Below are 24,121 nucleotides of genomic sequence, written 5' to 3'. Positions count from 1 at the left end.
TCAGCGGTAAGCGACTTGAGTTTTCTGCCCCGCGATTCCATCATTCGTGCGCGATCGCCGCCAGTACGTTCATGCGCGAGGCACGCAACGCCGGCAGCAGCGCCGCGACGATGCCCACCACGGCCGAGCCGACGACGACCGCGACGATCGTGCCCCAGGGGATCGCCAGCGCGTTCATGCCCTGCAGGGCGAGGACCTGCTGGGTGCACACGCCCCACACCAGCCCGAGCGCGAGCCCCAGGACCGCGCCGAACACCGCGATGACCACCGACTCGAGGCGGATCATCCGGCGCAGCTGACGCCGGGCGAGCCCGATGGCGCGCAGCAGTCCGATCTCCCGGGTGCGTTCCACGACCGACAGGGCGAGGGTGTTGACCACGCCGAGCACCGCGATGACGATCGCGAGCCCGAGCAGCGCGTACACCAGGTACAGCAGGACCGCGATCTGGTCATGGACCAGGTCCTTGTAGTCGGCGAGGTCGCGCACCTGGACCTGCGGATACGGGTCGAGGGTCTGCTCCAGGTTCGCGCGCAGCCGGTCGGCACCGGTGCCGGGGGCGGCGTTCACGTACAGCGCGGAGTCCTGGCCGCCCGGTGCGAACCGCTCCAGGGTGCCGAGGCCGAAGTAGATCCCGCCCTGTGTCCCGAACCCGTCCGCCGATTCCTGGTCGGTGAGGGCGCCCACGGTCAGTTCGGTCCGGCGCCCGCCCTGGAACTCGACGGGGACCGTGCTGCCGAGCTTCACGTCGTGGTCGCGCGCGAAGTCCACGTCCATGGCCAGGTGCCCGGACGCCAGCGCGGCCGCGGTGTCGCCCTGCGCGTAGGTGATGTGAGCGACCTCGTCGAGCTGCGGGTCGTACCCCGCGGCGGTGGTCTCCACGCGCTTGCCGTCCGGCAGCCGTACCGCGATCGGCGCGAACCTCGACCGTACGGCGAGCCCGGTGCCCTCGGTGTCGCGCACCGCGTCCGTGACCTCCTGCGGGAACGGCAGGAAGTTGCCGTTCTGCACGACGAAGTCGGCGCCGAGGGTCTTGTCGATCTGGTCGTCGAAGGACTTGGACATCGAGGCGCTGGCCACGGACATCCCGCCGACCAGGGCGAGACCGACCATGAGGGCGGCCGCGGTGGCGCCGGTGCGGCGCGGGTTGCGCAGGGCGTTGCGCTGGCTCATCCGCCCGACCGAGCCGAACAGGGCCGGGAAGGCGCCGCCCAGCACCCGGATCACCGGCCGCACCAGGAGCGGTCCCGCGATCACGGTGGCCAGGAGCGTCAGCACGACACCGAGGCCGAGCAGCGAGGCGGCCGAGGCGGTCCTGGAGGACGTCACGCAGCCGATCAGGGCGGCCGCGCCCGCCGCCCCGACCGCACCGCCCACGATCGCGCGGACCTTGAGCGGCCGTCCGATCCCGGCGATCTCGGCGTCCGCGAGGGCCGCCATGGGGGAGACGCCGGCCGCGCGCCGGGCCGGGAGATAGGCCGCGACGAAGGTGACGCCCACGCCGACGACGTACGCCGCCACGGGTGTTCCCCAGCCGATGACCATCTCGCCGGTCTCGATGTTCATGCCGAAGGCGTTCATCAGCGCGATGAGCCCGACGGCCAGTGCGATGCCGGTGCCGAGTCCGACCGTGGAGCCGACCAGGCCGAGCAGGGTGGCCTCGGTCAGCACCGAGCGCCGGACCTGGCGCCGGTCGGCACCGAGGGCCCGCAACAGGCCCAGTTCACGGGTCCGTTGGGCGATCAGCATCGAGAAGGTGTTGACGATCAGGAAGACACCCACGAGTACGGCGATCCCGGCGAAGCCCAGCATCACGTACTTGATGACGTCGAGGAATCCGCCGAGCTGGTCGATGTCCGACTTGGCCTGCTCGTCGGCGGTCCGGAACTCGTAGGTGCCCGTGCCGAGTGCGGCGGCCACCCGCTGCTTGAGCTGGTCGTTGGTGACGCCCTCGGCGGCGTCGACCGAGATGCTGGTGGCGGCCTTCGAGGAGCCGAGCAGCTTGGTCTGCGCGGTCGGTGGGTCCAGGAAGAGCAGCGTGGCCCCGGGGTTGGTGGTGGTGAAGGTGGCGATGCCGACGATCCGCACCTTGAACGATCCGGGTCCCGCGATCACGGTGAGCGGGTCGCCGATGCGCAGGTCCTTGCGGTCGGCGGTCTCCGAGTCGAGCAGTGCCTCGGCCGGCCCGTGCGGGGCATGGCCGGAGGTGAGCTTCACGGGGCTGCGCGAGGTCGGGTTCCAGTCGGTGCCGACGGTGGGGGCGCCGGTGGTCGAGCCCACCGACTCGTTCTCGGCGTCGGCGACGGTGATGCCGTCGTCCTCGGCGTCGAAGCGCGCGGCGGCGACCCCGTCGACCCGGGCCACCCGGTCCGCCAGCGCGGCCGGCAGAGTGGCCGTCGTCCCGGACGGGATGGCCTCGCGCAGGTCTTCCTTGGGACTGATCGTGAGATCGGGCGCGGTCGAGGCGAAGAGCCGGTCGAAGGTGCGGCTCAGGGTGTCGGAGAAGATCAGGCTGCCCGAGACGAACGCCACGGACAGGACCACGGCCAGCGCGGAGAGCAGCAGCCGTCCCTTGTGAGCGAGGAAACTGCGGAGCGTCGCCTTCAGCACGGGCTCAGGCCTCCCCGGCTCCGGGTGCCTCTTTTTCGAGGGGTGTCCTGTCGGGTTTCTCGAGAGGCGTCCTGTCGAGGGACGTCTCTTCGGGAGGTGTCTCGTCGAACTGGCCGCGGATCCCGTCGAACCGCTTCATGCGCTCCAGCACCGCCTCCGCCGTGGGGCGCTCCATGCTGTCCACGATCCGTCCGTCGCCGAGGAAGAGCACCACGTCGGAGTGGGCGGCGGCGCCGGGGTCGTGGGTGACCATGACAACGGTCTGGCCGAGCTGGTCGACGGCCTCGCGCAGGAAGCCGAGGACCTCCAGGCCCGCACGCGAGTCGAGGTTGCCGGTCGGCTCGTCGGCGAAGATCAGCTCGGGGCGGGAGGCCAGCGCACGGGCACAGGCGACCCGCTGCTGCTGACCGCCGGAGAGCTGGGCGGGCCGGTGCTTGAGCCGGTCCCGCAGGCCCAGGGTGTCGATGACCTGGTCCAGCCACTTCTCGTCGGGCTTCTTGCCCGCGATGTCCATGGGCAGGGTGATGTTCTCCACCGCGTTGAGCGTCGGGATCAGGTTGAACGACTGGAACATGAACCCGATCCGGTCCCGGCGCAGCCGGGTCAGCTCGCGGTCCTTGAGCCCGGTGATCTCGGTGCCCCCGAGCCAGACCTGGCCGGCCGACACGCTGTCGAGCCCCGCCAGGCAGTGCATCAACGTGGACTTCCCGGAGCCAGAGGGGCCCATGACCGCGGTGAAACGGCCCCGTGCGATGTCCACGTCCACCGAGTCCAGCGCGAGCACGGCCGTCTCGCCCGAGCCGTACGCCTTGGTCAGACCGCGGGCGCGGGCCGCGGGTGCGTCGGTCGGAGCGGGGTCGAGGGCGTCCGCAGCAGTTGCCATGGGGCGAGGGTAGTGTGATCCGCCCCACACTCGATATCCCCCGTGCGGCCGAGGCGTCCTCCGCCCCAGGTCGGGCCCCTGATACCCGTGTAAGGGGCACCCTCCTGCTCCCGGGGCGCCTCCCTGCTCCCGGGGCACCCCTTGCGGGTGCTAGCGGATCGGCGCTAGCTTCGAGGTATGGCGAAGACTCAGTTGAACGTGCGGGTGGACGAGGGCACCGCCCGCGCCGCCCGTGAACGTGCCCTCGCCCGAGGCGTGAGCGTGAACCGCTACATCGAGGAACTGGTCATGAAGGACACCGGCGAGGCGGGTCAGGCCTTCGTGGAGGCCGCGGCCGATTTCATGAAGCAGTACGAATCCGTGTTCGCGGAGGAGTTCGGCAAGGAGAGCAAGGAACACGAGGGTCGTTGAGCGATCTGCACATCGATCTCGCCTGGCTGCTGATGCTCGCCGAGCAGAAGACCCCGGGCGATCCCCAGGTCACCGACTGGGGCGCCCTGGTCGCCGCCGTGGCCCGGCACCAGGCCGAGATCTTCGACATCCCGGTCTACGACAGCCCCCACATGCGTGCCGCCGCGCTGTTGCAACTGCTCATCCATGTCCCGGCGTTGGAGCGCACCAACGCACTCTTCGCCTGCGCGGTCGGGTACGCCTATCTCGTCGCGAGCGGACTGCGGGTCGTCACCTCGCCCGAACTCGTCCGTGACCTCGCCAAGGTGGCCAAGAAGGGCGACGCCTCCGTGTACGACATCGCGCGCGAACTGCAGAGGTGGACCCTCTGATCGGCCCTCCGGCGATCAGCGATCCTCCGTCGGCGGCCGCCAGGCGGTGCCGAGCACACAGAACGAAGTGGGCATCGCCGGCCCCTTCTCCGGCATGGACACCCGCCGGTAGGGGCCGAGTTCGAACCCGGCCTCCCGCAGCGCCCCGACCGGGTCGCGGGCCAGATGGCAGCCGCCGCTCAGCGGGGGCCACACCGTGCGGTCCAGGGCGCGCTGGGTCACGCGCATCGCCGGGCCGCCGCCCCTGCCGTGCTCGAAGAACCGCACCACCCCGCCGGGTCGCAGGACCCGCCGCATCTCGCCGAGCGCGCGCGGCACATCGCGCACACTGCACAGCACCAGCGAGATCACCACGGCGTCGAAGGCCTCGCTCTTGACGGGCAGGGCCTCCGCCGCCCCGGGCGCCACGTCGACCGGCACCTCCGAGCGCAGGGCGGCCTCCACCGCCAACTGCCGCAGCCGGCGCTCCGGTTCGATCGCCACGACCTCGGAGACGGTGCCGGGATAGTGCGCGAAGTTCAGGCCGTTGCCCGCGCCGATCTCGAGCACCCGCCCGGACAGCCCGGCGAGCAGCCGCTCGCGCACCCGGGCCATGCCCCACCTGGTCTCGGCGGTGACGCTGGCCCGCGCGTAGTACCGGGCGAACAGCGGATGGTGGACGGGATCCCGGGACACCTTGCCGGAACCGGCGGACCGCGGCGCCATGGCAGCCTCCCTCAGGACAGGACTGGCCTCACCACGATTGTCCCCCGCGGGACCCCGTCGCACCCCCGCGGACGGCTACCGCACGAAGTCGCGCACCTGCTCGTAGACGCCGTGGTCGTTGTTCATGTCGGTGTGCGAGATGCATCCGACCTCGACGTTCGTCGCGCCGTTCAGGATCGCCGTGGTGTCCGGGGTCAGGGCGTCGTCGCAGTTGGACCAGTAACTGGCGTAGGCCACGCTGCCCGGCGTCTCGTCACCGGAGTTGAGAGCGGTCAGGAAGGAGCTGCCGGTGTACATCTGCGCGCACGAGGTGTACAGCCACGAGCACCAGGAGGCCGTCGTGGTCCCGTGGTTGACGCCGGCGGCCGAGACGAAGTCGTCCACGTACGCCGTGCCGCCGAGGTTCTTCAGGTAGTAGCGGGCGCTGAGCGCGCCCATCGAGTGGGTGACCAGGTCGACCTTCGAGGCGCCGGTCGCCTTCAGGACCCGCTGGACCTCGGTGGCCAGCTGCTGGGCGGTGGTCACGTTCGACTGGGACCAGCTGTACGACCAGGCGTCCAGCTCGGACGCGGTGTAGCCGTCCGCCTTGAAGTCGGCGATCCAGTCGTCCCAGCTGCTCGCGTCACTGCTGATGCCGTGCACGAAGACGATCGGGTCGTGGGCCGCCGCGTGAGCGGGGGCCTCGGCGAAGGAGAGTGACAGAAGGAGAGAAGTGACCACGGCCGTGGCGGCCGCGGCGATGCGACGCCCGAAGCGCTGCATGATGCCTCCTGAAACGGGTGGGGTTGTCAGGAGTGTCGAGTGGGGTCCACGCGCGCCGCATCGGCGAAATCGCCGGTCTTTACGGGTCAATTAACTCGCCAGTAACGTGAGTTGTGTGGTGACTCCGGTGAACCCTCCGCATCAGACCCGCACTTCGCCACCGCGGCGCGTGATCTCGGCGCTCCCCGAGGGAGTCAGGGTCCGGCTGCTGTATTCCGTTCACGGCGATCCGCGCGCCGCCGCCGAACTCGTGACGCTGCTGAGCGACCGTCAGTCGGCCGGCCTGGACCCGCTCCCCACCGAGCCCGCCGACCTCGCCCCCGGACTGCTGCGCGCGCTACGCGCGGAGATCAGGGCCCTGCCCGACGACACCCGTCTGCTCCTGCTGCTCGCGGCGGCCGACCAGTACCCGGTCGCCACCCACGCCTTCCTCCGTGCCGTCACCGCCGCCCGCCTCGACACCCGCCCGCTGGAGACCGCGGAGGCGGTGGGCGTGGCGCACTCGGGGGCGGGCGGAGTCGTCTTCCGGGACGCCTGGACGAGGATCGCCGCGTACGAGTCCGGCACCCCGGCCGACCGCCGTGGCGTCCACCGTCTGCTGGCCGGTGTGCTGCACGGCGTCGGAGAGACGCCCCGCCGGTCCTGGCACCGGGGCGCGGGCGCCCTCGGCCCGAGCGGACGGCTCGCGGCCGAGCTCCGCGGCTCCGCGGACACGGCCCGGCGCTCCGGACACCTCGCCCTGGCGCGGACTCTGCTGGAGCGGGCCGCCGCGCTCTGTCCGGATCCGGCGGAACGCTCACGTCTGGTGACACGTGCAGCCGCGGACGCGTGGCAGGCCGGCGACGGCGACCGGGCCCGCCGCCTCGCGGCCGACGGAGCGGCCGACGACGTCCTGTCGGGCCTGTTCGCGCTGCGCGCGGGCAATGCGACGGAGGCGTTCGACGCGCTCCTCGGTGCGGCGGCGCACCGGGCGAGACCTACGAGAGGGAACGATTCCGCAGAGGCGGGCGGGGCACCGGACGACGTTGAGCTGTCGCCCGCGCCCACTCCGCACGTCCTCGACCCGGCGGCTCACCTCCTCGCCCGCGCCACCGAGGCCGCCGTCTACACCGGCGACCTGCGCCGCTGCCGGGAGGCCGCCCGGGTCGCCGGACGGCTCGGCATCGCGCCGCCCGGCACGCTCGGCGGACTCGCGGCGGCCTTCGAGGGACGCTACGAGGACGCCCGTGACCTCCTCGAGGCGGCCGCCGGGCGCTGCGGTCCCGGCGGCGACCCCACCCTCCTCGTCCACGCGGGCATCGCCGCGCTGCTCCTCGGCGACCACACCCGTGCCGCCACCGCGACCCTGCGTGCCGCCGGCTCCGCGCGGGCCCGGGGTGCGACGGCCGTCATGGCCCAGGCCATGGAGTTCCGCGCCTACGCCGACTTCTGGACCGGCCGCCCACAGGCCGGACAGGCCGCGGCGACGGAGGCCCTGCACCAGGCGTACGCCACCGGACAGGACAACGGCGCCTGTCATCTCCAGGCTGCTCTCGCCATGTTCGCGGCGATCACGGCGGACGCCGATGTCTGCCGCGAACGCGCCGCCGCCGCACGCTCGTACGCCCTCGCCAGGGGCCTCGGCCTGCCCGCCGCCCTCGCCCAGTGGGCGCTGGCCTTCCTCGACCTCGCCGAAGGCCGTTTCGCGGGGGCGGCGGCCCGCCTCAGGGCCCTCGCCGGATTCGGCCCGGGGCACGGCCACCGGGCCATCAGACACCTGGCCACTCCGCACTACGTCGAGGCGGCTGTCCGCACCGACGACACCCGGATCGCCCGCGGCGCCCACGCCGACTACCACCGCTGGGCGACGGTCGTACGCAGCCCCGACGACCTCGCCCTGAGCGCCCGCTGCCGTGCCCTGCTGGCCCCCGGCGAGGAGGCGGTCGAGCACTACCGCACCGCCCTCGACCTCCACGCGCGTGGCACCCGCGACTTCGAACGCGCCCGCACTGAGCTGCTGTTCGGCAGCGCGCTACGGCGGCTGCGCCACCGCACCGAGGCCCGCGACCGTCTCCACAGCGCCCTGGCGGCCTTCGAACAGTTCGGGTCACCGCACTGCGCGGCCCGGGCCCGCGCCGAACTCCGTGCCCTGGGCGCCCCCGCCGCCCCCACGCACGCCGTGAACCCGACCGCACGCCTCACCGCCCAGCAACTGCTGGTCGCCCGCATGGTCGCCGAGGGCGCCACCAACCGCGAGATCGCCGCCCGCCTGGCCCTCAGCCCGCGCACGATCGACCATCATCTGCGGGGCGTCTTCACCCGGCTGGGCATCCGCTCCCGCATCGAACTGGTGCGGCTCATCGCGGAGAGCGACGAGGCACCCTAGGGCTCGAACGGGGTCTCTCAGGGAGCCTCGCGCACCCCGAACGCCTCCGCGTCCCACGTCCCGTCCAGCCGCGGTGCCAGCCAACCCGGGGCCGCGGCACGGAAGTCGGCCGGAGCGAGTCGGCCCGCACCGGCCGGCAGGGCACCGAGCAGCGGGGCCCCGGACACCTCCGGCAGATCCGCCAGGTTGCAACGCGAGGCGAGATCGGGGGAGTCCGGCCAGCTGCCGATCACCACACCCGCCAACTCCAGTCGGCGACGACCGAGTTCACGGGCCGTCAGCTCCGTGGTGTTGAGCGTCCCCAGGCCCGCCGACACCACGACCAGGACCGGCGCCCGCAGCAGCCGCGCCGCGTCGGCCAGCGTGCCGCCCTCCTCGTCGAAGCGGACGAGCAGCCCGCCCGCGCCCTCCACCAGCACCAGATCGTGCCCGGCGGCCAGCTTGGCGGCGGCCTCGGCGACCTCGTCGGGCCGCACCGGCTGCAGAGCCGCCCGTCGGGCGGCCGTCGCCGGGGCCAACGGCTCGGGATAGCGGGCGAGTTCGGCCTTCGTCACGGCGCCCGCGAGCCGCGCCACCTCGTCGGCGTCCCCGGGCTCGTCCGGCCGTACGCCGGTCTGCGCGGCCTTGAGGACCGCGACCGTCCGTCCGGCGGCGAGCGCGGCCGCGGCCACGGCGGCCGTGGTGACGGTCTTGCCGACCTCCGTGCCCGTCCCCGTGATCACCAGTACCGGCATGTCATCCCTCCGAAGCGGCGGCGCACACCGCACGCCCGATCCGTGCAAGGTCCTCGTCACCCGTGACGTACGGCGGCATCGTGTAGACGAGGTCGCGGAACGGCCGCAGCCACACGCCCTCGCGTACGGCGGCCTCCGTGGCGGCCCTCATGTCGACCTCGTGGTCCAGCTGCACGACCCCGATCGCGCCGAGAACCCGTACGTCCTGAACACCCGGCAGGTCACGCGCCGGCGCCAGGCCCTCCCGCAGCCCCGCCTCGATCCGCTTGACCTCGCTGAGCCAGTCCTGCCCGAGCAGCAGGCCGATCGACGCGCAGGCCACCGAGGCGGCCAGCGGGTTGCCCATGAAGGTGGGACCGTGGGCGAGCACCGGGACCTCGCCCCGCGAGATCCCGTCGGCCACCCGAGGCGTGCACAAGGTCGCCGCCATCGTCAGGTAGCCGCCGGTCAGCGCCTTGCCCACGCACATGACGTCCGGCGTCACCGCCGCGTGCTCCGCCGCGAACAGGGCGCCCGTGCGGCCGAACCCGGTCGCGATCTCGTCGAACACGAGCAGCACGTCGTGCGCGTCGCACGCCTCGCGCAGCACCCGCAGATACGCGGGGGAGTGGAACCGCATCCCGCCCGCGCCCTGCACCACCGGCTCCACGATCACCGCGGCGAGCTCGTCGGCGTGCCGTTCCACCGCCGCGCGCAGCTGATCGGCGTAGGACTCCTCGTACTCGGCCGGAGGCGCGTCCACGAACACCTGCCGGGGCAGGACCCCGGACCACAGCTCGTGCATCCCCCCCTCGGGGTCGCACACCGACATCGGCTGCCAGGTGTCGCCGTGGTAGCCGCCGCGCCAGGTCAGCAGCCGCCGCTTGCCCGGGCGGCCCAGCGAACGCCAGTACTGCAGGCACATCTTCACCGCGACCTCGACCGACACCGATCCGGAGTCGGCGAGGAAGACATGCTCCAGTCCCTCGGGAGACATGTCGACAAGGAGCTTCGCGAGCCGGACGGCGGGCTCGTGGGTGAGCCCGCCGAACATCACATGGCTCATCCGCCCGAGCTGCTCGCGCGCGGCCTCGTTGAGCACCGGGTGGTTGTAGCCGTGGATCGCCGACCACCAGGACGACATCCCGTCGACCAGCTCCGGGCCCTCGGCAAGCCGCAGCCGCACTCCGCTCGCCGACTCCACGACGAGCGGGTCGACCCGGCCGGGCATCGGACCGTAGGGATGCCACACGTGCCGCCGGTCGAGCGCCAGCAGTTCCGGCACGGGCAGGCCGGGCAGATCAGGCATTGGGCGCGAGATCCGTTCCGGCACCTCGACGGCGTACGGCGACCAGATCGGTCCGCGGCTCGGAAGCAGAAGCCGAAGCCGGCGCCGTCGCGGCAGCGGCCGTACCGCACACACCACCGCCCTCGTGCGACCCGCACCCGGCGTCCGCGTGCGACCCGCACCCACCGCCCTCGTGCGACCCGCACCCGGCGTCCGCGTGCGACCCGCACCCACCGCCCTCGTGCGATCCGCACCCGGCGCCTTCGTGCGACCCGCAGCCGCCCGCACCGTTGGCCGCCCGGTGGGCCGGCAGCGTCACCTCGCCCGCGCCCTCCACCTCGAACCCGGCGTCCGCGATCATCTCCAGGTCGGCCTTGCCGGCCTGGCCCTCGGTGGTGAGGTAGTCGCCCAGGAAGATCGAGTTGGCGAGGTTGAGGGCGAGGGGCTGCATGGTGCGCAGATGGACCTCGCGGCCGCCCGCGATGCGGACCTCGACGTCGGGGCAGACGAAGCGAACCATGGCCAGGATGCGCAGACAGCGCTGCGGGGTGAGGTTCCACTCCTTGGCCAGCGGGGTGCCCTCGACCGGGATCAGGAAGTTGACCGGGACCGAGTCCGGGTCCAGCTCGCGCAGCGAGTAGACGACGTCGACCAGGTCCTCGTCGCTCTCGCCCATGCCGGCGATCAGGCCCGAGCAGGCGGACAGACCCGCCGCGTGCGCCTTGTTCACCGTGTCGACCCGGTCGGCGTAGGTGTGCGTGGTCGTGATGTCGCCGTAGGTCGACTCGGACGTGTTCAGGTTGTGGTTGTAGGCGTCGGCGCCCGCCTCGCGCAGCCGCTCCGCCTGGCCGTCGGAGAGCAGACCGAGACAGGCGCACACCTCCACGCCCTCGTTCTGCTCCTTGATCGCCTTGATGGTGCCCGCGACCCGGTCCACGTCACGGTCGGTCGGACCGCGACCGCTTGCCACCAGGCACACCCGCTTGGCCCCACCGGCCAGACCGGCCGCCGCGGCCTGGGAGGCCTGGTCGGGCTTGAGCCAGGTGTACTTCAGGATGCCGGTGTCGGCGCCGAGCCGCTGGGAGCAGTAGGAGCAGTCCTCGGGGCACAGGCCCGACTTCAGGTTGACGAGGTAGTTGAGTTTCACCCGGCGCCCGAACCAGTGCCGGCGCACCTTGCCGGCCGCGGCCACCACGTCGAGCAGGTCGTCGTCGGAGGTGGCCAGTACGGCCAGCGCCTCCTCGCGGGTCGGCAGCTCGCGCCGAAGCCCCTTGTCCACCAGCGTGTTCAGCAGGTCCATGAGAGCCGATCCTGTCCTACGGACCCGCCCCGGGCCAAGGTAGGGATCGCACAACACACCCGCTGTGACGTGTGGGTATTGCCACACCGTGGGTAGCGTTTGCTGCCGCTAGGGTCTGTCCGTTGTCTACAAAAGCCCCGGAGGACCCATGGCGTTCGGCTGGATCGACGAGCAGGCGGCGGCGCGCCGGCGGGCCGGGCTCGTACGGACCCTGCGGCCGCGTCCGGCCGACTCGCCGCTGCTCGATCTCGCGAGCAACGACTACCTGGGGCTGGCCCGCCACCCCGAGGTCGTGGCGGGGGCCGAGGCGGCCGCGCGGACCTGGGGCGGCGGTGCGACCGGGTCCCGGCTCGTCACCGGCACCACCGAGCTGCACACCGCACTCGAACGCGAGCTGGCCGACTTCTGCGGGTTCGAGGCTGCGCTCGTCTTCTCCTCCGGCTACGCGGCCAACCTGGCCGCCGTGACCGCGCTCGCGCCGCACGGCTCCCTGATCGTCTCCGACGCGGGCAACCACGCCTCGCTGATCGACGGCTGCCGGCTGGCCCGCGGCACGACCCAGGTGGTCGCGCACGCCGACCCGGAGGCGGTGCGCAAGGCGCTCGGCACCCACGAGGGACCCGCCGTCGCCGTCTCGGACACCGTCTTCTCGGTCGACGGCGACGCGGCCCCCCTGGCCGGCCTCGCCGAGGCATGCCGGGAGCACGGCGCGGGCCTGGTCGTCGACGACGCCCACGGCCTGGGGGTGCTCGGCGCCGGCGGCCGCGGCGCCCCGCACGCGGCGGGACTCGCGGGCGCCGACGACGTGGTCGTCACGGTCACGCTGTCCAAGTCGCTCGGCAGCCAGGGCGGAGCCGTGCTCGGCCCCGCACGGGTGATCGAGCACCTGGTCAACGCGGCGCGGACGTTCATCTTCGACACCGGTCTGGCCCCCGCCTCGGCGGGAGCCGCCCTCGCGGCCCTGCGGCTGCTCGGCCGTGAACCCGAGCGGGCCGCACGCGCGCGTGAGGTGGCGACCGGGCTGCACGCACGCCTGACCGCCGCGGGTCTGGAAGCGGTACGTCCGGACGCCGCGGTGGTCTCGGTGCGCGCACCCTCTCCGGAGGAGGCCGTGCAGTGGGCGGCCGACTGCCGTGCCGCCGGGCTCTTCGTGGGCTGTTTCCGGCCCCCGTCCGTGCCCGACGGCATCTCACGGCTCAGGCTGACCGCCCGTGCGGACCTCTCCGAGGAGCAGATCGAAAGCGCTGTGCGTGTGATCGGCGAGACACGACCATGAGTCGGCGTGACACGGCCGTGCGCCGGACGGACCGGGGGGTCAGAACGCGGCCGTGAAGCCCGCCCAGCTCTCGGGGGAGAAGAGCAGTGCGGGTCCTTCCGGATTCTTGGAGTCGCGCACGGCGAGCAGCCCGGCGCACGGCCCGGCCGAGGGCCTCGCCGTCTCGACGCAGTTGTTCGCGCCGGTGCTGTAGCTGCTGCGCAGCCAGCGCACTTCGGGCAGTTCGCTGCTGGAGGTTACGTTCCGAGGCAGTGCAGACATGGTGCCTCCTTACATGCCGTCACCCATCGCGGCGAGGTAGTCCAACGAGTCCTCGGGCGAAAGGGCGTGCATCCGAAGGGTGTTGAAGGCCTCGGTGTAGGCCTGGAGGTCTTCTTTCCGTTCGAGATAGAGGCTACTCGTCAAGTGGTCGAGAACAACCACATCCAGATCAGAAGTGCGCGAGAATGAGAAGATTACGAAAGGCCCGGTGATGCCCACATGCGCCCCGGCCGTGAACGGCAGTACCTGCAGCCGCACTTGAGGCAGCCGCGCCGCCTCCACGAGTCTCTTCAACTGCCGGGCCATCACCTCGGGTCCGCCGACCTCCCGCCGCAGCACCGCCTCGTCCAGGACGGCGCTCAACTCCAGAGGCGGTTGCGCACGAAGGATGTCCTGCCGGGCCAGCCGGACCTCGACCAGGGCGTCGAGCCGTTCGTCGTCGAGGCCGTCCACCGCGGCCCGGGTCACCGCGCGGGCGTACTCGGGCGTCTGGAGCAGCCCGGGCACGACCGAGGTCTCCAGGGTGCGCATCGCGCTCGCCTGGGACTCCAGACTGATGAAGTCCCGGTACGTCGGCGGCAGGACACCCCGGTACGCGTGCCACCAGTGGTGCCGGCCACCGCCCTCGTCGGAGCCCGCCAATACCAGTAGCAGCTCCCGCAGATTCACGTCCCCCACGCGATAGGCGTCGAGAAGTAACCGCACATCGGCCGGTTTCACCCCGCTGGCACCGGTCTCGATCCGGCTCACTTTCGACTGGTGCCAGCCCACGAGCCGGGCCGCCTCACCGCTGGTGAGCCCCGCACTCGCGCGCAGCGCACGCAGTTCGGCGCCCAGTTTCCGGCGGCGTACCGCGGGACCGTGCTGCATGGCGCTACTCCTTACTCCCTACGAGCCGCCCAAATACGGTCTCGCGTCGCAGAGTTCACCGCTTCGAGCGACAGATATATGCATATCTTGGTGGATCGGCACCCGTCACCGCCCCGGTAATGGCACTCTGACGATGAACCACCAGTCCGGGACCGTACTCGAACCATCCGCACCGTGTCGGACTCCGGTCCCGTGGGAAAAGGACGACGTCGCCATGGCAGATCACCTGGAAGCATCCGTCACTCTGCCGAGCGAACCCGCTTCGGTCTCCGCGGCCCGCACCTATGTCCTGAGCACCCTGGCGGAGTGGGGGCTGCCACCCACCACGGACGCCGCCGAGACCGTCCGGCTCATCGTCTCCGAACTCGCCACCAACGCCGTACAGCACACTTTCGGGCAGTCACCCACCTTCACGGTGGACATCGAGCTGGACCGTGACGAACACCTGCGCATCGGCGTCACCGACAGCCATCCCCGTTTCCCCAAGCGCCTGCCGGCCGCGGTCCAGCAGGACAACGGGCGGGGGATGGTGATCATCCGCTGGCTCGCCGCGGAGTCCGGCGGCAAGCTGAGAGTCAGGCCCACCCGGGAAGGCGGCAAGACCGTCTCCATCGAACTCCCGTGGACCGTACCGGCGCAGCCGGTCACGGCGGCGGGGCAGCAGGAGCCGTAGAAGCCGTCACACCGGGCGCGCGCCCTCCAGCAGCCGCGTGCCCACCGGAGCGCTGCAAGAGATGTCCCTGGGTCACCGCGAGCGCGTCGACGGCTCTCGGGGTGAGGCTCCCGCCCGAGCTGCGGTTCGCGGCCTGATGACCTCGCGCGGCACCGGCCGTAGGGCCGGGTGCGACACAGCCGCCCTGCGTTCCTCGGCGAGACCCGCCCGTCGGACCAGACGGGGAAGCAGCCACCACAGGCCCAGACACACCAGCAGGGTCGCCGCGCCCGCGGCCGCTCCTCCGGCCCGGCCCGTCGTCACGTCCACCACGGAGCCGGTGAAGACGAGGACCAGTACTGCCATGCCGACCGTGGCCAACCGGGAGGAGACCTGCACGATGCGGGCCTTGGCGCCGCGCTGGAAGAGGGAGCGGTGCAGGGCCGCCGGTGCGGTGAACAGAGCCGCCGCGACGACCGCCAGCAGCAGTGTGGTGACGTAGGTGGCCCGCTGGAAGGTGTCCAGCGACGGGAAGCGCTGGGTGAAGGCCAGGGTCAGCAGAAAGGCGAAGAGGATCTGCACCCCGGTCTGGGTGACGCGCAGCTCCTGGAGCAGCTCGCCGAAATTGCGGTCGGCGCGCTCCAGCGGCGTCTCGTTGCGGGCGGTGCACGGGCGATGGTCGGCCATGACGGTACGGGTGACCGGCTCGGCCCGTGTCAAGCGTCCCGGGGGACCCGAGAGGGCGACGGAATGTCAGGTCTGCGCCGCCCCCTCGGGGGCGTCACTTGACCCGGCCGTACCAGACGCTCTTCGTCCAGATCTTCTGCAGCCTCACCACGTCCCCGGTCTTCGGGGCGTGCCAGATCTTTCCCTTCCCGGCGTAGATGCCGACGTGGTAGACGTTCGAACCCGAGTGGAAGAACACCAGGTCGCCGGCCTTGCGGCTGCCTGCGCCGATGTGGCGGGTCTTGTTGTACTGCTGGGCAGCCGTGCGCGGGAGCTTCTTGCCCGCCTTCTTGAACGAGTACAGCGTGAGCCCTGAGCAGTCGAAGCGGCGGGGCCCCGTGGCGCCGTACTTGTACGGCGAGCCCTTCTTCGAGGCCGCGACCTTGAGTGCCTTCGTCGCCGGCGTCGCGGCGGCGGCGTCTGCTGCGACACCCGGAACCACGACGGAGCCGCCCACTGCGGCGATGGCGAAGGCCGAGGCCGTACCGGCTCGGACCATCAGCGACGGGACACGATTGAGCGCAGTCATGCGCAACCCTTCGTCAGCCGCCTGTGAAGGATGACCTGTCGGATTCGGGCTGGCGAAGTTGCCCGGCCGCTGACGCGGCTTCACCCCAAGGGCTGCTCGGCCCGGTCATGGCGTGACCGTTCCGGCGACCCGTCGTGCTTGGGTCCTCCACTCCTGCCGATCCACTCCTGTCGACCGGTCATCCGGGCGGCGGCAGGACTCGGCGTCCGCCCGGATCGCCCCGCCGCTGCGGCGGGGGCTTGTCGTCAGACAGGGATCTTGGCGTACGGAAGTGCGAAAAGCCCAACGGAACCGGGGATTTGTGGTGTTACTCACCACTCACCCGTTTGGGTGAACGCCCCTTCGAGCGAAGGGGCGTTCGGCGGTCAGAGGCCCCCGGACCTGCACAGAAACTCCTCACTCCGGCACCGGATCATGCGTGTCGCGCACGTTCGGTGCTCGCGAAAAAGGAGCCGCGTCTCCGCCAATAGGGGGTACGTCTTTTGGTCCGTTTCAACTCAGGTCCGGACGCCACGTCAATTGCCGGACTCGGGCGGCACGGTGACTCTGGCCGTGCGCCGCTCGCCGTCCAGGACCCGCAGGGCCCGCGCGAGTGTCGCGGCATGCAGGTCGCGTTCGCCCCGGGCGTGCATCAGTACGAGCGCGTCGCGCAGCTCGGCCGCCCTGCTCACCAGCGCCTGCGCCGCGCGCAGTCCGCCGTAGGTGTCCTCGCACCGGGCCGGGTTGATCCTGCCCAGCAGGTCGACCACGTCGAGGTAACGGTCGATCAGTTCGCCCTCGGCGCGGGTGAGCGCGGGCAGCGGTGGCAGGTCCGGGATCATCGAGGCCTCACCTCGCGCCCGGCGTGGTGCGCGAGGACTTGCGGCTCGGGACGATCGCGTCCGCAAGGCCGTGGTCCAGGGCGCCCTGCGCGTCCAGGATCTTGTCCCGCTCGATGTCAGCGCTCACCTGCTCGGGGCTGCGCCCGGTGTGCCGCACCAGCATCTCCTCCAGGCGGCCCCGCACCCGGATCAACTCGTCGGCCTGGATCGCCAGATCGCTGGCCTGCCCCTGTATCGGCTCGCTCAGCGCGGGCTGGTGGATCACCACTCGGGCGCCCGGCAGCACGGACCGCTTGCCCGGGGTGCCCGCGGCCAGCAGCACCGCCGCGGAGGACCCCGCCTGTCCGAGGCAGGTCGTCTCCACGTCGCAACTGACGTACTGCATCGTGTCGTAGATCGCCGACATCGCGCTGAACGAGCCGCCGGGGGAGTTGATGTACAGCGCGATGTCCCGGTCCGGGTCCTGGTACTCGAGGTACATGAACTGCGCCATCAGATCGTTCGCCGAGGTGTCGTCGATCGGTGTCCCGAGGAAGACGATCCGCTCCTCCAGCAGCTTCGAGTACGGATCCATCGTCTTCTGCCCGAAGCTCGTGCGCTCATGGAACTCGGGCAGGACGTAACGGGCGGTCGGTCGGGTCATGGGTGGCCCCTCCTTCGGCGTCTGTAAAAAATGTACAGGATGTACGTGACGTTATGATGGGGGCATGGCCTACGAGATTCCGGTGACGCAAGCCAGGGCTGAGCTCGCCGACCTGATCAACAAGGTGGTGTACGGCGGGGAGCGGGTCGTCGTGACACGGCACGGAAAGCCGCTGGTCGCCCTGGTCTCCGCGGCCGACCTCGAACGGCTGGAGGAGCTGCGGGAGCCCGTCGAGGAGCAGGTGGTCAGCGCGGTCTCGACCGTGCGGGAGGTCGCGTCCGCTCCCCGCGAACAGCAGCGCTTCGGTATCGCGGCGCACCACCGGGGCGGCGCCTCCTAGGGGCGCGTGAGACGCGTGTGCCCCCGGCCGTGGGGCCGGGGGCACAGAAGAACGGGTCAGGTCAGCCGACCGGAGCGAGTTCGGGTTGGACGCCGACGGGCTCGGCGGACTTCGTCCGCGCCTTGAGCGCGTTGCCGAGCAGGACCGCGCCCAGGCCCAGCGCGGCCCACCAGCTGAGCGTCAGCACGGGTCCGGTCGCAGCGGCGCCGTCGAAGAAGGAGACCGACCGCAGCAGGGTCGCGCTCGCGCCCGGCGGCAGCCACTGGCCGATCGTGCCCGCCGGCTCGGGAAGCAGCCGCGGGGCCGAGGCGGCTCCCGAGAACGGGTTGCCGAGGAACATCACCAGGAACGCTACGGCGCCGATGCCCGCGGTTCCGACCAGGGCGGCGAGTCCCGCGACCGCCGCGCTCACCGCCAGGGTCGCCAGTGCGAGGGCCCCGGCCTCCGCCCACCAGTTCCCGGTGAGGGCGCCGAGCCAGCTGTGGGTCAGGGCGACCGCGACGGTGCCCACCAGGGCGGCGCTCAGCACCAGCGCGGTCACGGCGCGCACTCCGCGCAGTCCGAGCAGGGTCACGACCGCGCCCGCTACGATGCCGGCCAGCGCGAGGGGCAGCACCGACGAACTCAGGACCGCGCCCCTCGGGTCGGCGGCGGGGGTCGGCACGACGTCCACGACCTTGACCTCGGCGCCGCCCGCGGCGGCCTGCTGGGTCACGGCCTGCTGGAGGAGCTGGGCCACGACCGGGCTCGCGGCCGACGCGGTGAGCAGCTCGGGGCCCTGGGCGGTGACGACGACCGCGCCGTATACGGTCCGGTCCTCGATCGCCGCCCGCGCGGCCGCCTCGTCGGCGTAGCGGTGGATCTCGAAGGCGCCCTCGTGCTGCCGGAGCCCCTGCTCCACCTGTGCCGTCGCGGCAGCCGGCCCGGCCACGCCGAGCGGCAGATCGCGAGGGGCGGTGCGGGCGGCGGGCCAGGCGAAGGCCCACAGGGCCAGGGCGGCGAGCAGCGGCACGAGGACGATGATCGCGATCATGCGGCGGGTGGACATGGTGGTGGGTCCTCTCCAGGGCCGGAAGACCCCGTCAAAAAGAAGGATCGTTCGTTTTAAGTTCGTCCCCACGGTCCCGCCGTTGCCGCGTCTTGTCAAGAAGGAATGTTCGTTTTACTTTGGGGCCATGGCTCGCGTATCCCAGGCACACCTCGACGCCAGGCGTCGGCAGATCCTCGACGGCGCGGCGGTCTGCTTCGCCCGCAACGGCTTCCACGCCACGTCGATGCAGGACGTCCTCAAGGAGGTCGACCTCTCGGCCGGGGCGGTCTACCGGTACTTCAGCGGCAAGGAGGAGCTGATCGGCGCGATCGTCGAGGAGGTGCTCGGACAGGTCCGCGAAGGCTTCGAGGAGGCGGCCCGCAGCACCCCGCCCCCGTCCCCGGACGTCCTCGTGGCGTCGGTGCTCGGCCGTGTGCTCGCCGCCAAGGAGTCCCTGACCGTGGACGGACAGCCCGCGTTCCCGAGGCTGGTCGTCCAGGTGTGGGCGGAGACGATTCGCGACGAGAGGCTCTCGGCCGTTCTGCGCGAGGGATACGGCACGGTGCGCGAAGCATGGACCCGGATCGTCCGGGCCCACCAGGACGCCGGGACGATCCGGTCGGACGTGCCCCCGGAGCACGTGGCCCGCGTGATGATGGCGGCCGCGATGGGCTTCCTCGCGCAGCAGGCGCTGTTCGGCCCGACGCCCGCCGAGGTGCTGCGCGACGGTCTACGGGCGTTGATGACCATGCGGGACACAGCCGAGGCCAACTGATGGATCACAGCTCGGTTAACGTGCCTGAAACCGGATCCAACTAGCCTGCGGATCCACGCCACCAGGGACTTTGCCCCGTGGCTGAGGCAACCGGACCCCGCACGGTCCGGAGCGAGGACTGTGAGGTGGGACGTGCAACTGACCCCGCACGAGCAAGAGAGGCTGCTGATCCACGTCGCGGCCGACGTCGCCGAGAGGCGCCGGGCCCGCGGGCTGAGGCTCAACCACCCGGAGGCGGTCGCCCTGATCACCTCGCACATCCTCGAAGGCGCGCGTGACGGTCGTACCGTCGCCGAACTCATGTCCTCCGGACGGACGCTGCTGACCCGCGACGACGTCATGGAGGGCATCCCCGAGATGATCCACGACGTCCAGGTCGAGGCGACCTTCCCGGACGGCACGAAGCTCGTCACCGTCCACGACCCGATCGTCTGAGGGGCCCCGATGATTCCCGGAGAGATCCTCTTCGCCGACGGGCCGATCGCCTTCAACGAAGGCCGCGAGGTCACCCGGCTGACCGTCCTGAACGCCGCCGACCGGCCCGTCCAGGTCGGCTCCCACTACCACTTCGCCGAGACCAACCCCGGCCTGGAGTTCGACCGGGCCGCGGCCCGCGGCAAGCGGCTGAACGTCGCCGCCGGCACCGCGGTGCGCTTCGAGCCCGGCATCCCGGTCGAGGTGGAGCTCGTTCCGCTCAGCGGCGCCCGTGTGGTGCCGGGTCTGCGCGGAGAGACCGGAGGTGCCCTCGATGCCTGAGATCTCCCGCGCCGCCTACGCCGACCTGTTCGGCCCCACCACCGGTGACCGCATCCGGCTCGCCGACACCGATCTGCTGATCGAGATCGAGGAGGATCGTTCCGGCGGCCCCGGGCTCGCCGGTGACGAGGCCGTCTTCGGAGGCGGCAAGGTCATCCGCGAGTCGATGGGCCAGTCGCGTGCTACGCGCGCAGACGGCACCCCCGACACCGTCGTCACCGGCGTGGTCGTCGTCGACCACTGGGGTGTCGTCAAGGCCGACGTCGGCATCCGCGACGGCCGGATCACCGGGATCGGCAAGGCCGGAAACTCCGACACCATGGACGGGGTGCACCCGGACCTGGTGATCGGCCCCGAGACCGAGATCATCGCCGGCAACGGCCGGATCCTGACCGCCGGCGCCATCGACGCGCACGTCCACTTCATCTGCCCGCAGATCGCCGACGAGGCGCTGTCGTCCGGGGTGACCACCCTGGTGGGCGGCGGCACCGGCCCCGCCGAGGGCTCCAAGGCCACCACCGTCACCCCCGGCCCCTGGCACCTGGCCAGGATGCTGGAGGCGATGGAGCAGTACCCGCTCAACATCGGCTTCCTCGGCAAGGGCAACACCGTCTCGCACGAGGCGATGCTGTCCCAGATCCGCGGCGGCGCGCTCGGACTGAAGCTGCACGAGGACTGGGGCTCGACCCCGGCCGTCATCGACGCCTCGCTGACCGTCGCCGAGCGGACCGGCATCCAGGTCGCCATCCACACGGACACCCTCAACGAGGCCGGATTCGTCGGCGACACCCTCGCCGCGATCGCCGGCCGGGGCATCCACGCCTACCACACCGAGGGCGCGGGCGGCGGGCACGCTCCGGACATCATGACCGTGGTCTCCCAGCCGCACGTGCTGCCCAGCTCGACCAACCCGACCCGGCCCTTCACCGTCAACACCGCCGAGGAACACCTCGACATGCTGATGGTGTGCCACCACCTCAACGCGGCGGTGCCGGAGGACCTCGCCTTCGCGGAGTCCCGCATCCGTCCCACGACGATAGGCGCCGAGGACATCCTGCACGACCTGGGTGCCATCTCGATCATCTCCTCCGACGCCCAGGCCATGGGACGCGTCGGCGAGGTCATCATGCGGACCTGGCAGACCGCGCACGTCATGAAGCGGCGGCGCGGGGCGCTGCCCGGTGACGGCCGGGCGGACAACCATCGCGTACGGCGCTATGTCGCCAAGTACACGATCAACCCCGCCGTCGCCCAGGGCCTCGCCCACGAGGTCGGGTCGGTGGAGACCGGCAAGCTGGCCGACCTGGTGCTGTGGGAGCCGGCGTTCTTCGGGGTCAAGCCGCATCTCGTCCTGAAGGGCGGACAGATCGCCTACGCGCAGATGGGCGACGCGAACGCGTCCATCCCGACCCCGCAGCCGATCCTTCCCCGGCCGATGTACGGGGCGATCGGACGGGCCCCCGCCTCGAACTCCTTCAACTTCGTGGCACCGCTCGCCCTCGAGGACGGCCTGCCGGAGCGGCTCCAGCTCGGCAAGCAGTTCGTGGCGATCGAGTCGACCCGCGGGGTCACCAAGGCCGACATGCGGGAGAACGACGCGCGGCCCGACGTACGGGTCGACCCCGACAGCTTCGCCGTGCACATCGACGGCGAACTGGTCGAGGCCACCCCGGCGGCCGAACTGCCCATGGCCCAGCGTTACTTCCTCTTCTGATGTCCAGGGCAGCACTCCTCGTCCTGGCCGACGGCCGCTTTCCCGCCGGAGGGCACGCGCACTCCGGCGGGGCGGAGGCGGCGGTCAAGGCGGGCCGGATCACGGACGCGGCGAGTCTGGAGACGTTCTGCCGGGGGCGCCTGCACACGGCGGGCCTGTTGTCGGCGGCGCTCGCAGCGGCAGCCGTACTCGGCGTGGATCCACGGCAGTTGGACGAGGCGGCGGACGCGCGCACCCCGTCCCCCGCCCTGCGGTCCGCCGCCAGGAAACTGGGCCGCCAGCTGACGCGGGCGGCCCGGGCGACCTGGCCGTCGGCCGAACTCGACGCCGTGGCGAGGGGGTTCCCCAAGGGAGCACATCAGCCGGTGGTGCTGGGCCTGGCGGCACGTGCGGCGGGCCTGGAGGCCGTGGACGCGGCCTACTGCGCGGCGTACGAGAGCGTGAGCGGCCCGGCGAGCGCGACGGTCCGGTTGCTGAGCCTCGACCCCTTCGACGCCACGGCGGTCCTCGCCCGACTGGCACCGGAGTCGGACCGGGTGGCGTCCCAGGCGGTGGAGGCGGCGCGAAGGGTGCTGGCCGAGGGGACCGACGCACTGCCCTCGGCGTCGGCGCCGCTGCTGGAGATCGGAGCAGAGGCGCATGCGGCATGGCCGGTACGCCTGTTCGCCTCCTAGGGGGCTCAGTTGACCCACTGCTTCTAAGGGGCGCGGGGAACTGCGCGACCAGCCCCCACGCACCCGCACCCGACCACGAACCCCCCCAGGAGCCGCACATGCACCTCGACCACACCCATGACGCCCCCGCCGCCGTCGGCGCGGACGCCCACCGCCCCGACGGCTCCCACCGAGCCCTGCGCATCGGCCTCGGCGGCCCCGTGGGCTCCGGCAAGACCGCCACCGTCGCCGCCCTCTGCCGCGCCCTGCGCGACGAGCTGTCCCTCGCCGTGGTCACCAACGACATCTACACGCGGGAAGACGCCGAGTTCCTCCTCAGGGAAGCCGTCCTGCCCCCCGAGCGCATCACCGCAGTGGAGACGGGAGCCTGCCCCCACACAGCGATCCGCGACGACATCTCCGCCAACCTCGAAGCCGTCGAGGACCTGGAGGACGAGGTCGGCCCCCTGGACCTGATCCTCGTCGAGAGCGGCGGCGACAACCTCACCGCCACCTTCTCCAAGGGTCTGGTCGACGCCCAGATCTTCGTCATCGACGTGGCCGGCGGCGACGACATCCCGCGCAAGGGCGGCCCCGGCGTCACCACCGCCGACCTGCTCATCGTCAACAAGACCGACCTGGCCCCCTACGTCGGCTCCGACCTCGCCCGCATGGCCGCCGACGCCAAGGCCCAGCGCGCCGAACTGCCCGTCGTCCTCCAGTCGCTGCGGAGCGAGACCGGCGTCGAGGACACCGCCGCCTGGGTCCGGACGCAGCTCGCCGCGTGGACGGCGTGACCGTGACGTCGGCCGCGGCCGGGGTGCGGGCCACCGCGCGGATGGTCGCGCGGGACGACGGGCGCGGCGGAACGGCCCTGCCCGTGCTGGAGAGCGACGGGCCGCTGGCGCTGCGCCGGACCCGGGGGAGCGGTGCGCAGACGCGGGTCATGCTCGTCGGCGCGATGAGCGGACCCCTCGGCGGCGATCACTTCACCGTGGCGGCCGACGTGCAGGAGGGTGCCCGGCTCCATGTCGGCTCGGCCGCCGCCACCATCGCCCTGCCGGGGCAGGCCAAGGGCGAGGCCCGCTACGACGTCCGGCTCACCGTCGCCGACGGCGGCGAACTGAGCTGGCTGCCCGAGCAGTTGATCTCCGCGGGCGGCAGCGAGCTGTGTGTCACCACGCGGATCGACGTCGCGGCGACGGGCCGGCTCGTGCTGCGCGAGGAGCAGGTCCTCGGACGGGCGGGGGAGGAGCCCGGGCGGCTGATCAGCCGGCTCGTGGTGCGGATCGCGGGACGGACCGTGCTCGATCAGGAGCTGGCCTGCGGGTCCGGGGCGCCCGGCGGCTGGGACGGTCCCGCGGTGCTCGGGGGACACCGTGCCGTCGGTCAACTCCTCGTCGTGCGGCCCGAGTTCGCGGACGAGCCGGTGACGGCCCAGGTGCTCGACGAGGGCGCCGCGCTGATGCCGCTCGCCGGGCCCGCCGCCCTCGTGAGCGCGGTCGCCCCGGACGCCCTGCGGCTGCGCCGGGTCCTGGACCGGGCCCTGACGGTCCTGGACGATCAGTCCGCCCAGCGAACGAGTTCTTCCGTTTATCGGATTGGCAAAGAAGGCCCCACCCCCCTGTTCACAGAGTCTCCATAGCCTGGAGGATCCCCGTACGAATCG

The 24,121-nt window shown here is 71.9% G+C and carries 27 protein-coding genes and 1 riboswitch; of the genes, 13 read left to right on the top strand and 14 right to left on the bottom strand.

The window, feature by feature from the left end; genetic code table 11:
- Window positions 1–40: 40 nt before the first annotated feature.
- Together IOD14_RS28785 and IOD14_RS28780 are read right to left on the bottom strand one after the other, a co-directional pair.
- Window positions 41–2,608: an FtsX-like permease family protein gene (locus IOD14_RS28785; protein ID WP_123987723.1), complete on the bottom strand. Its 2,568-nt coding sequence runs from the start codon at window positions 2,606–2,608 to the stop codon at window positions 41–43.
- Window positions 2,609–2,612: 4 nt separating this feature from the next.
- Window positions 2,613–3,491: an ABC transporter ATP-binding protein gene (locus tag IOD14_RS28780; protein WP_212671933.1), complete on the bottom strand. Its 879-nt coding sequence runs from the start codon at window positions 3,489–3,491 to the stop codon at window positions 2,613–2,615.
- Between the two features lie 177 nt (window positions 3,492–3,668).
- Between IOD14_RS28780 and IOD14_RS28775 the strand changes: the two genes are divergently transcribed.
- Both IOD14_RS28775 and IOD14_RS28770 read left to right on the top strand, forming a co-directional pair.
- Window positions 3,669–3,902 (top strand): antitoxin, encoded by a 234-nt coding sequence (locus IOD14_RS28775; protein WP_053847655.1) that lies wholly within the window; start codon window positions 3,669–3,671, stop codon window positions 3,900–3,902.
- Complete coding sequence (locus tag IOD14_RS28770; RefSeq protein WP_123987721.1) at window positions 3,899–4,273, top strand: fic family toxin-antitoxin system, toxin component; 375 nt, start codon at window positions 3,899–3,901, stop codon at window positions 4,271–4,273. The genes IOD14_RS28775 and IOD14_RS28770 overlap by 4 nt, the downstream gene beginning before the upstream one ends.
- Before the next feature lie 15 nt (window positions 4,274–4,288).
- On the opposite strand, the gene IOD14_RS28765 is transcribed toward IOD14_RS28770, so the two are convergent.
- Window positions 4,289–4,978, bottom strand: a complete 690-nt coding sequence (locus IOD14_RS28765) for a class I SAM-dependent methyltransferase (protein ID WP_212671932.1) — start codon at window positions 4,976–4,978, stop codon at window positions 4,289–4,291.
- Window positions 4,979–5,053: 75 nt separating this feature from the next.
- Complete coding sequence (locus IOD14_RS28760) at window positions 5,054–5,740, bottom strand: alpha/beta fold hydrolase (RefSeq protein ID WP_212671931.1); 687 nt, start codon at window positions 5,738–5,740, stop codon at window positions 5,054–5,056.
- Window positions 5,741–5,909: 169 nt separating this feature from the next.
- Here IOD14_RS28760 and IOD14_RS28755 point away from each other — a divergent pair, with 169 nt between their 5' ends.
- Complete coding sequence (locus tag IOD14_RS28755) at window positions 5,910–8,105, top strand: helix-turn-helix transcriptional regulator (RefSeq protein WP_123992531.1); 2,196 nt, start codon at window positions 5,910–5,912, stop codon at window positions 8,103–8,105.
- 17 nt (window positions 8,106–8,122) lie between these two features.
- On the opposite strand, the gene bioD is transcribed toward IOD14_RS28755, so the two are convergent.
- Genes bioD through bioB form a run of 3 tightly spaced genes read right to left on the bottom strand, consistent with a single transcriptional unit; the run spans window position 8,123 to window position 11,406 of the window.
- A complete protein-coding gene (gene bioD, locus IOD14_RS28750) occupies window positions 8,123–8,839 on the bottom strand; it encodes a dethiobiotin synthase (RefSeq protein WP_212671930.1) in 717 nt (238 codons plus the stop codon).
- 1 nt (window position 8,840) lies between these two features.
- The gene (locus IOD14_RS28745) at window positions 8,841–10,127 is read right to left on the bottom strand and encodes an adenosylmethionine--8-amino-7-oxononanoate transaminase (RefSeq protein ID WP_123987717.1); all 1,287 of its coding nucleotides are present in this window, start codon (window positions 10,125–10,127) and stop codon (window positions 8,841–8,843) included.
- Window positions 10,120–11,406: a biotin synthase BioB gene (gene bioB / locus IOD14_RS28740; protein WP_212671929.1), complete on the bottom strand. Its 1,287-nt coding sequence runs from the start codon at window positions 11,404–11,406 to the stop codon at window positions 10,120–10,122. Before bioB ends, IOD14_RS28745 begins: the two co-directional genes overlap by 8 nt.
- A gap of 148 nt (window positions 11,407–11,554) precedes the next feature.
- Here bioB and IOD14_RS28735 point away from each other — a divergent pair, with 148 nt between their 5' ends.
- Window positions 11,555–12,682 (top strand): 8-amino-7-oxononanoate synthase, encoded by a 1,128-nt coding sequence (locus IOD14_RS28735; protein ID WP_123987715.1) that lies wholly within the window; start codon window positions 11,555–11,557, stop codon window positions 12,680–12,682.
- A gap of 39 nt (window positions 12,683–12,721) precedes the next feature.
- Here IOD14_RS28735 and IOD14_RS28730 read toward each other — a convergent pair whose 3' ends face one another.
- Both IOD14_RS28730 and IOD14_RS28725 read right to left on the bottom strand, forming a co-directional pair.
- Window positions 12,722–12,943 carry a DUF397 domain-containing protein gene (locus IOD14_RS28730; RefSeq protein WP_212671928.1) on the bottom strand — a complete coding sequence of 74 codons (222 nt, stop codon included), beginning with the start codon at window positions 12,941–12,943 and terminating at the stop codon, window positions 12,722–12,724.
- Between the two features lie 9 nt (window positions 12,944–12,952).
- Window positions 12,953–13,813: a helix-turn-helix transcriptional regulator gene (locus tag IOD14_RS28725; protein ID WP_123987713.1), complete on the bottom strand. Its 861-nt coding sequence runs from the start codon at window positions 13,811–13,813 to the stop codon at window positions 12,953–12,955.
- A gap of 214 nt (window positions 13,814–14,027) precedes the next feature.
- Between IOD14_RS28725 and IOD14_RS28720 the strand changes: the two genes are divergently transcribed.
- Window positions 14,028–14,486, top strand: coding sequence for an ATP-binding protein (locus tag IOD14_RS28720; RefSeq protein WP_123987712.1), 459 nt, complete (start codon window positions 14,028–14,030; stop codon window positions 14,484–14,486).
- 72 nt (window positions 14,487–14,558) lie between these two features.
- Here the strand turns inward: IOD14_RS28720 and IOD14_RS28715 are convergent, their stop codons facing one another.
- The 4 genes from IOD14_RS28715 to IOD14_RS28700 all read right to left on the bottom strand — a co-directional run bounded on the left by IOD14_RS28715 (window position 14,559) and on the right by IOD14_RS28700 (window position 17,184).
- Window positions 14,559–15,152: a DUF6328 family protein gene (locus tag IOD14_RS28715; protein WP_212671927.1), complete on the bottom strand. Its 594-nt coding sequence runs from the start codon at window positions 15,150–15,152 to the stop codon at window positions 14,559–14,561.
- Between the two features lie 94 nt (window positions 15,153–15,246).
- A complete protein-coding gene (locus IOD14_RS28710; RefSeq protein WP_037710218.1) occupies window positions 15,247–15,720 on the bottom strand; it encodes a C40 family peptidase in 474 nt (157 codons plus the stop codon).
- A 3-nt stretch (window positions 15,721–15,723) separates the two neighbouring features.
- A riboswitch (cyclic di-AMP (ydaO/yuaA leader) is annotated at window positions 15,724–15,935 on the bottom strand.
- Between the two features lie 300 nt (window positions 15,936–16,235).
- Window positions 16,236–16,541 carry a hypothetical protein gene (locus IOD14_RS28705; RefSeq protein WP_123987710.1) on the bottom strand — a complete coding sequence of 102 codons (306 nt, stop codon included), beginning with the start codon at window positions 16,539–16,541 and terminating at the stop codon, window positions 16,236–16,238.
- Window positions 16,542–16,548: 7 nt separating this feature from the next.
- Window positions 16,549–17,184 (bottom strand): ATP-dependent Clp protease proteolytic subunit, encoded by a 636-nt coding sequence (locus tag IOD14_RS28700; protein ID WP_123987709.1) that lies wholly within the window; start codon window positions 17,182–17,184, stop codon window positions 16,549–16,551.
- 64 nt (window positions 17,185–17,248) lie between these two features.
- Between IOD14_RS28700 and IOD14_RS28695 the strand changes: the two genes are divergently transcribed.
- Complete coding sequence (locus IOD14_RS28695) at window positions 17,249–17,524, top strand: type II toxin-antitoxin system Phd/YefM family antitoxin (protein WP_123987708.1); 276 nt, start codon at window positions 17,249–17,251, stop codon at window positions 17,522–17,524.
- Window positions 17,525–17,585: 61 nt separating this feature from the next.
- On the opposite strand, the gene IOD14_RS28690 is transcribed toward IOD14_RS28695, so the two are convergent.
- A complete protein-coding gene (locus tag IOD14_RS28690; RefSeq protein ID WP_212671926.1) occupies window positions 17,586–18,572 on the bottom strand; it encodes an ABC transporter permease in 987 nt (328 codons plus the stop codon).
- A gap of 127 nt (window positions 18,573–18,699) precedes the next feature.
- Here IOD14_RS28690 and IOD14_RS28685 point away from each other — a divergent pair, with 127 nt between their 5' ends.
- From IOD14_RS28685 to IOD14_RS28655, 7 genes are all read left to right on the top strand, one after another.
- On the top strand, window positions 18,700–19,329 hold the full coding sequence (locus IOD14_RS28685; RefSeq protein ID WP_123987706.1) for a TetR/AcrR family transcriptional regulator: 630 nt from the start codon (window positions 18,700–18,702) through the stop codon (window positions 19,327–19,329).
- Between the two features lie 132 nt (window positions 19,330–19,461).
- Window positions 19,462–19,764: an urease subunit gamma gene (locus IOD14_RS28680; protein WP_123987705.1), complete on the top strand. Its 303-nt coding sequence runs from the start codon at window positions 19,462–19,464 to the stop codon at window positions 19,762–19,764.
- Between the two features lie 9 nt (window positions 19,765–19,773).
- A complete protein-coding gene (locus IOD14_RS28675) occupies window positions 19,774–20,085 on the top strand; it encodes an urease subunit beta (RefSeq protein ID WP_123987704.1) in 312 nt (103 codons plus the stop codon).
- Window positions 20,078–21,799 (top strand): urease subunit alpha, encoded by a 1,722-nt coding sequence (locus IOD14_RS28670; RefSeq protein ID WP_212671925.1) that lies wholly within the window; start codon window positions 20,078–20,080, stop codon window positions 21,797–21,799. Before IOD14_RS28675 ends, IOD14_RS28670 begins: the two co-directional genes overlap by 8 nt.
- Window positions 21,799–22,473, top strand: coding sequence for an urease accessory UreF family protein (locus IOD14_RS28665; protein WP_212671924.1), 675 nt, complete (start codon window positions 21,799–21,801; stop codon window positions 22,471–22,473). The genes IOD14_RS28670 and IOD14_RS28665 overlap by 1 nt, the downstream gene beginning before the upstream one ends.
- A 98-nt stretch (window positions 22,474–22,571) precedes the next feature.
- Window positions 22,572–23,249, top strand: coding sequence for an urease accessory protein UreG (gene ureG, locus IOD14_RS28660; protein WP_212671923.1), 678 nt, complete (start codon window positions 22,572–22,574; stop codon window positions 23,247–23,249).
- Entirely contained in the window at window positions 23,237–24,097 is an 861-nt protein-coding gene (locus IOD14_RS28655; RefSeq protein ID WP_212671922.1) for an urease accessory protein UreD, read from the top strand. The genes ureG and IOD14_RS28655 overlap by 13 nt, the downstream gene beginning before the upstream one ends.
- Window positions 24,098–24,121 lie beyond the last annotated feature (24 nt).

It is taken from the genome of Streptomyces sp. A2-16 (assembly GCF_018128905.1).
GTDB lineage: Bacteria > Actinomycetota > Actinomycetes > Streptomycetales > Streptomycetaceae > Streptomyces.
This window is presented reverse-complemented; position numbering and strand designations above follow the sequence as displayed.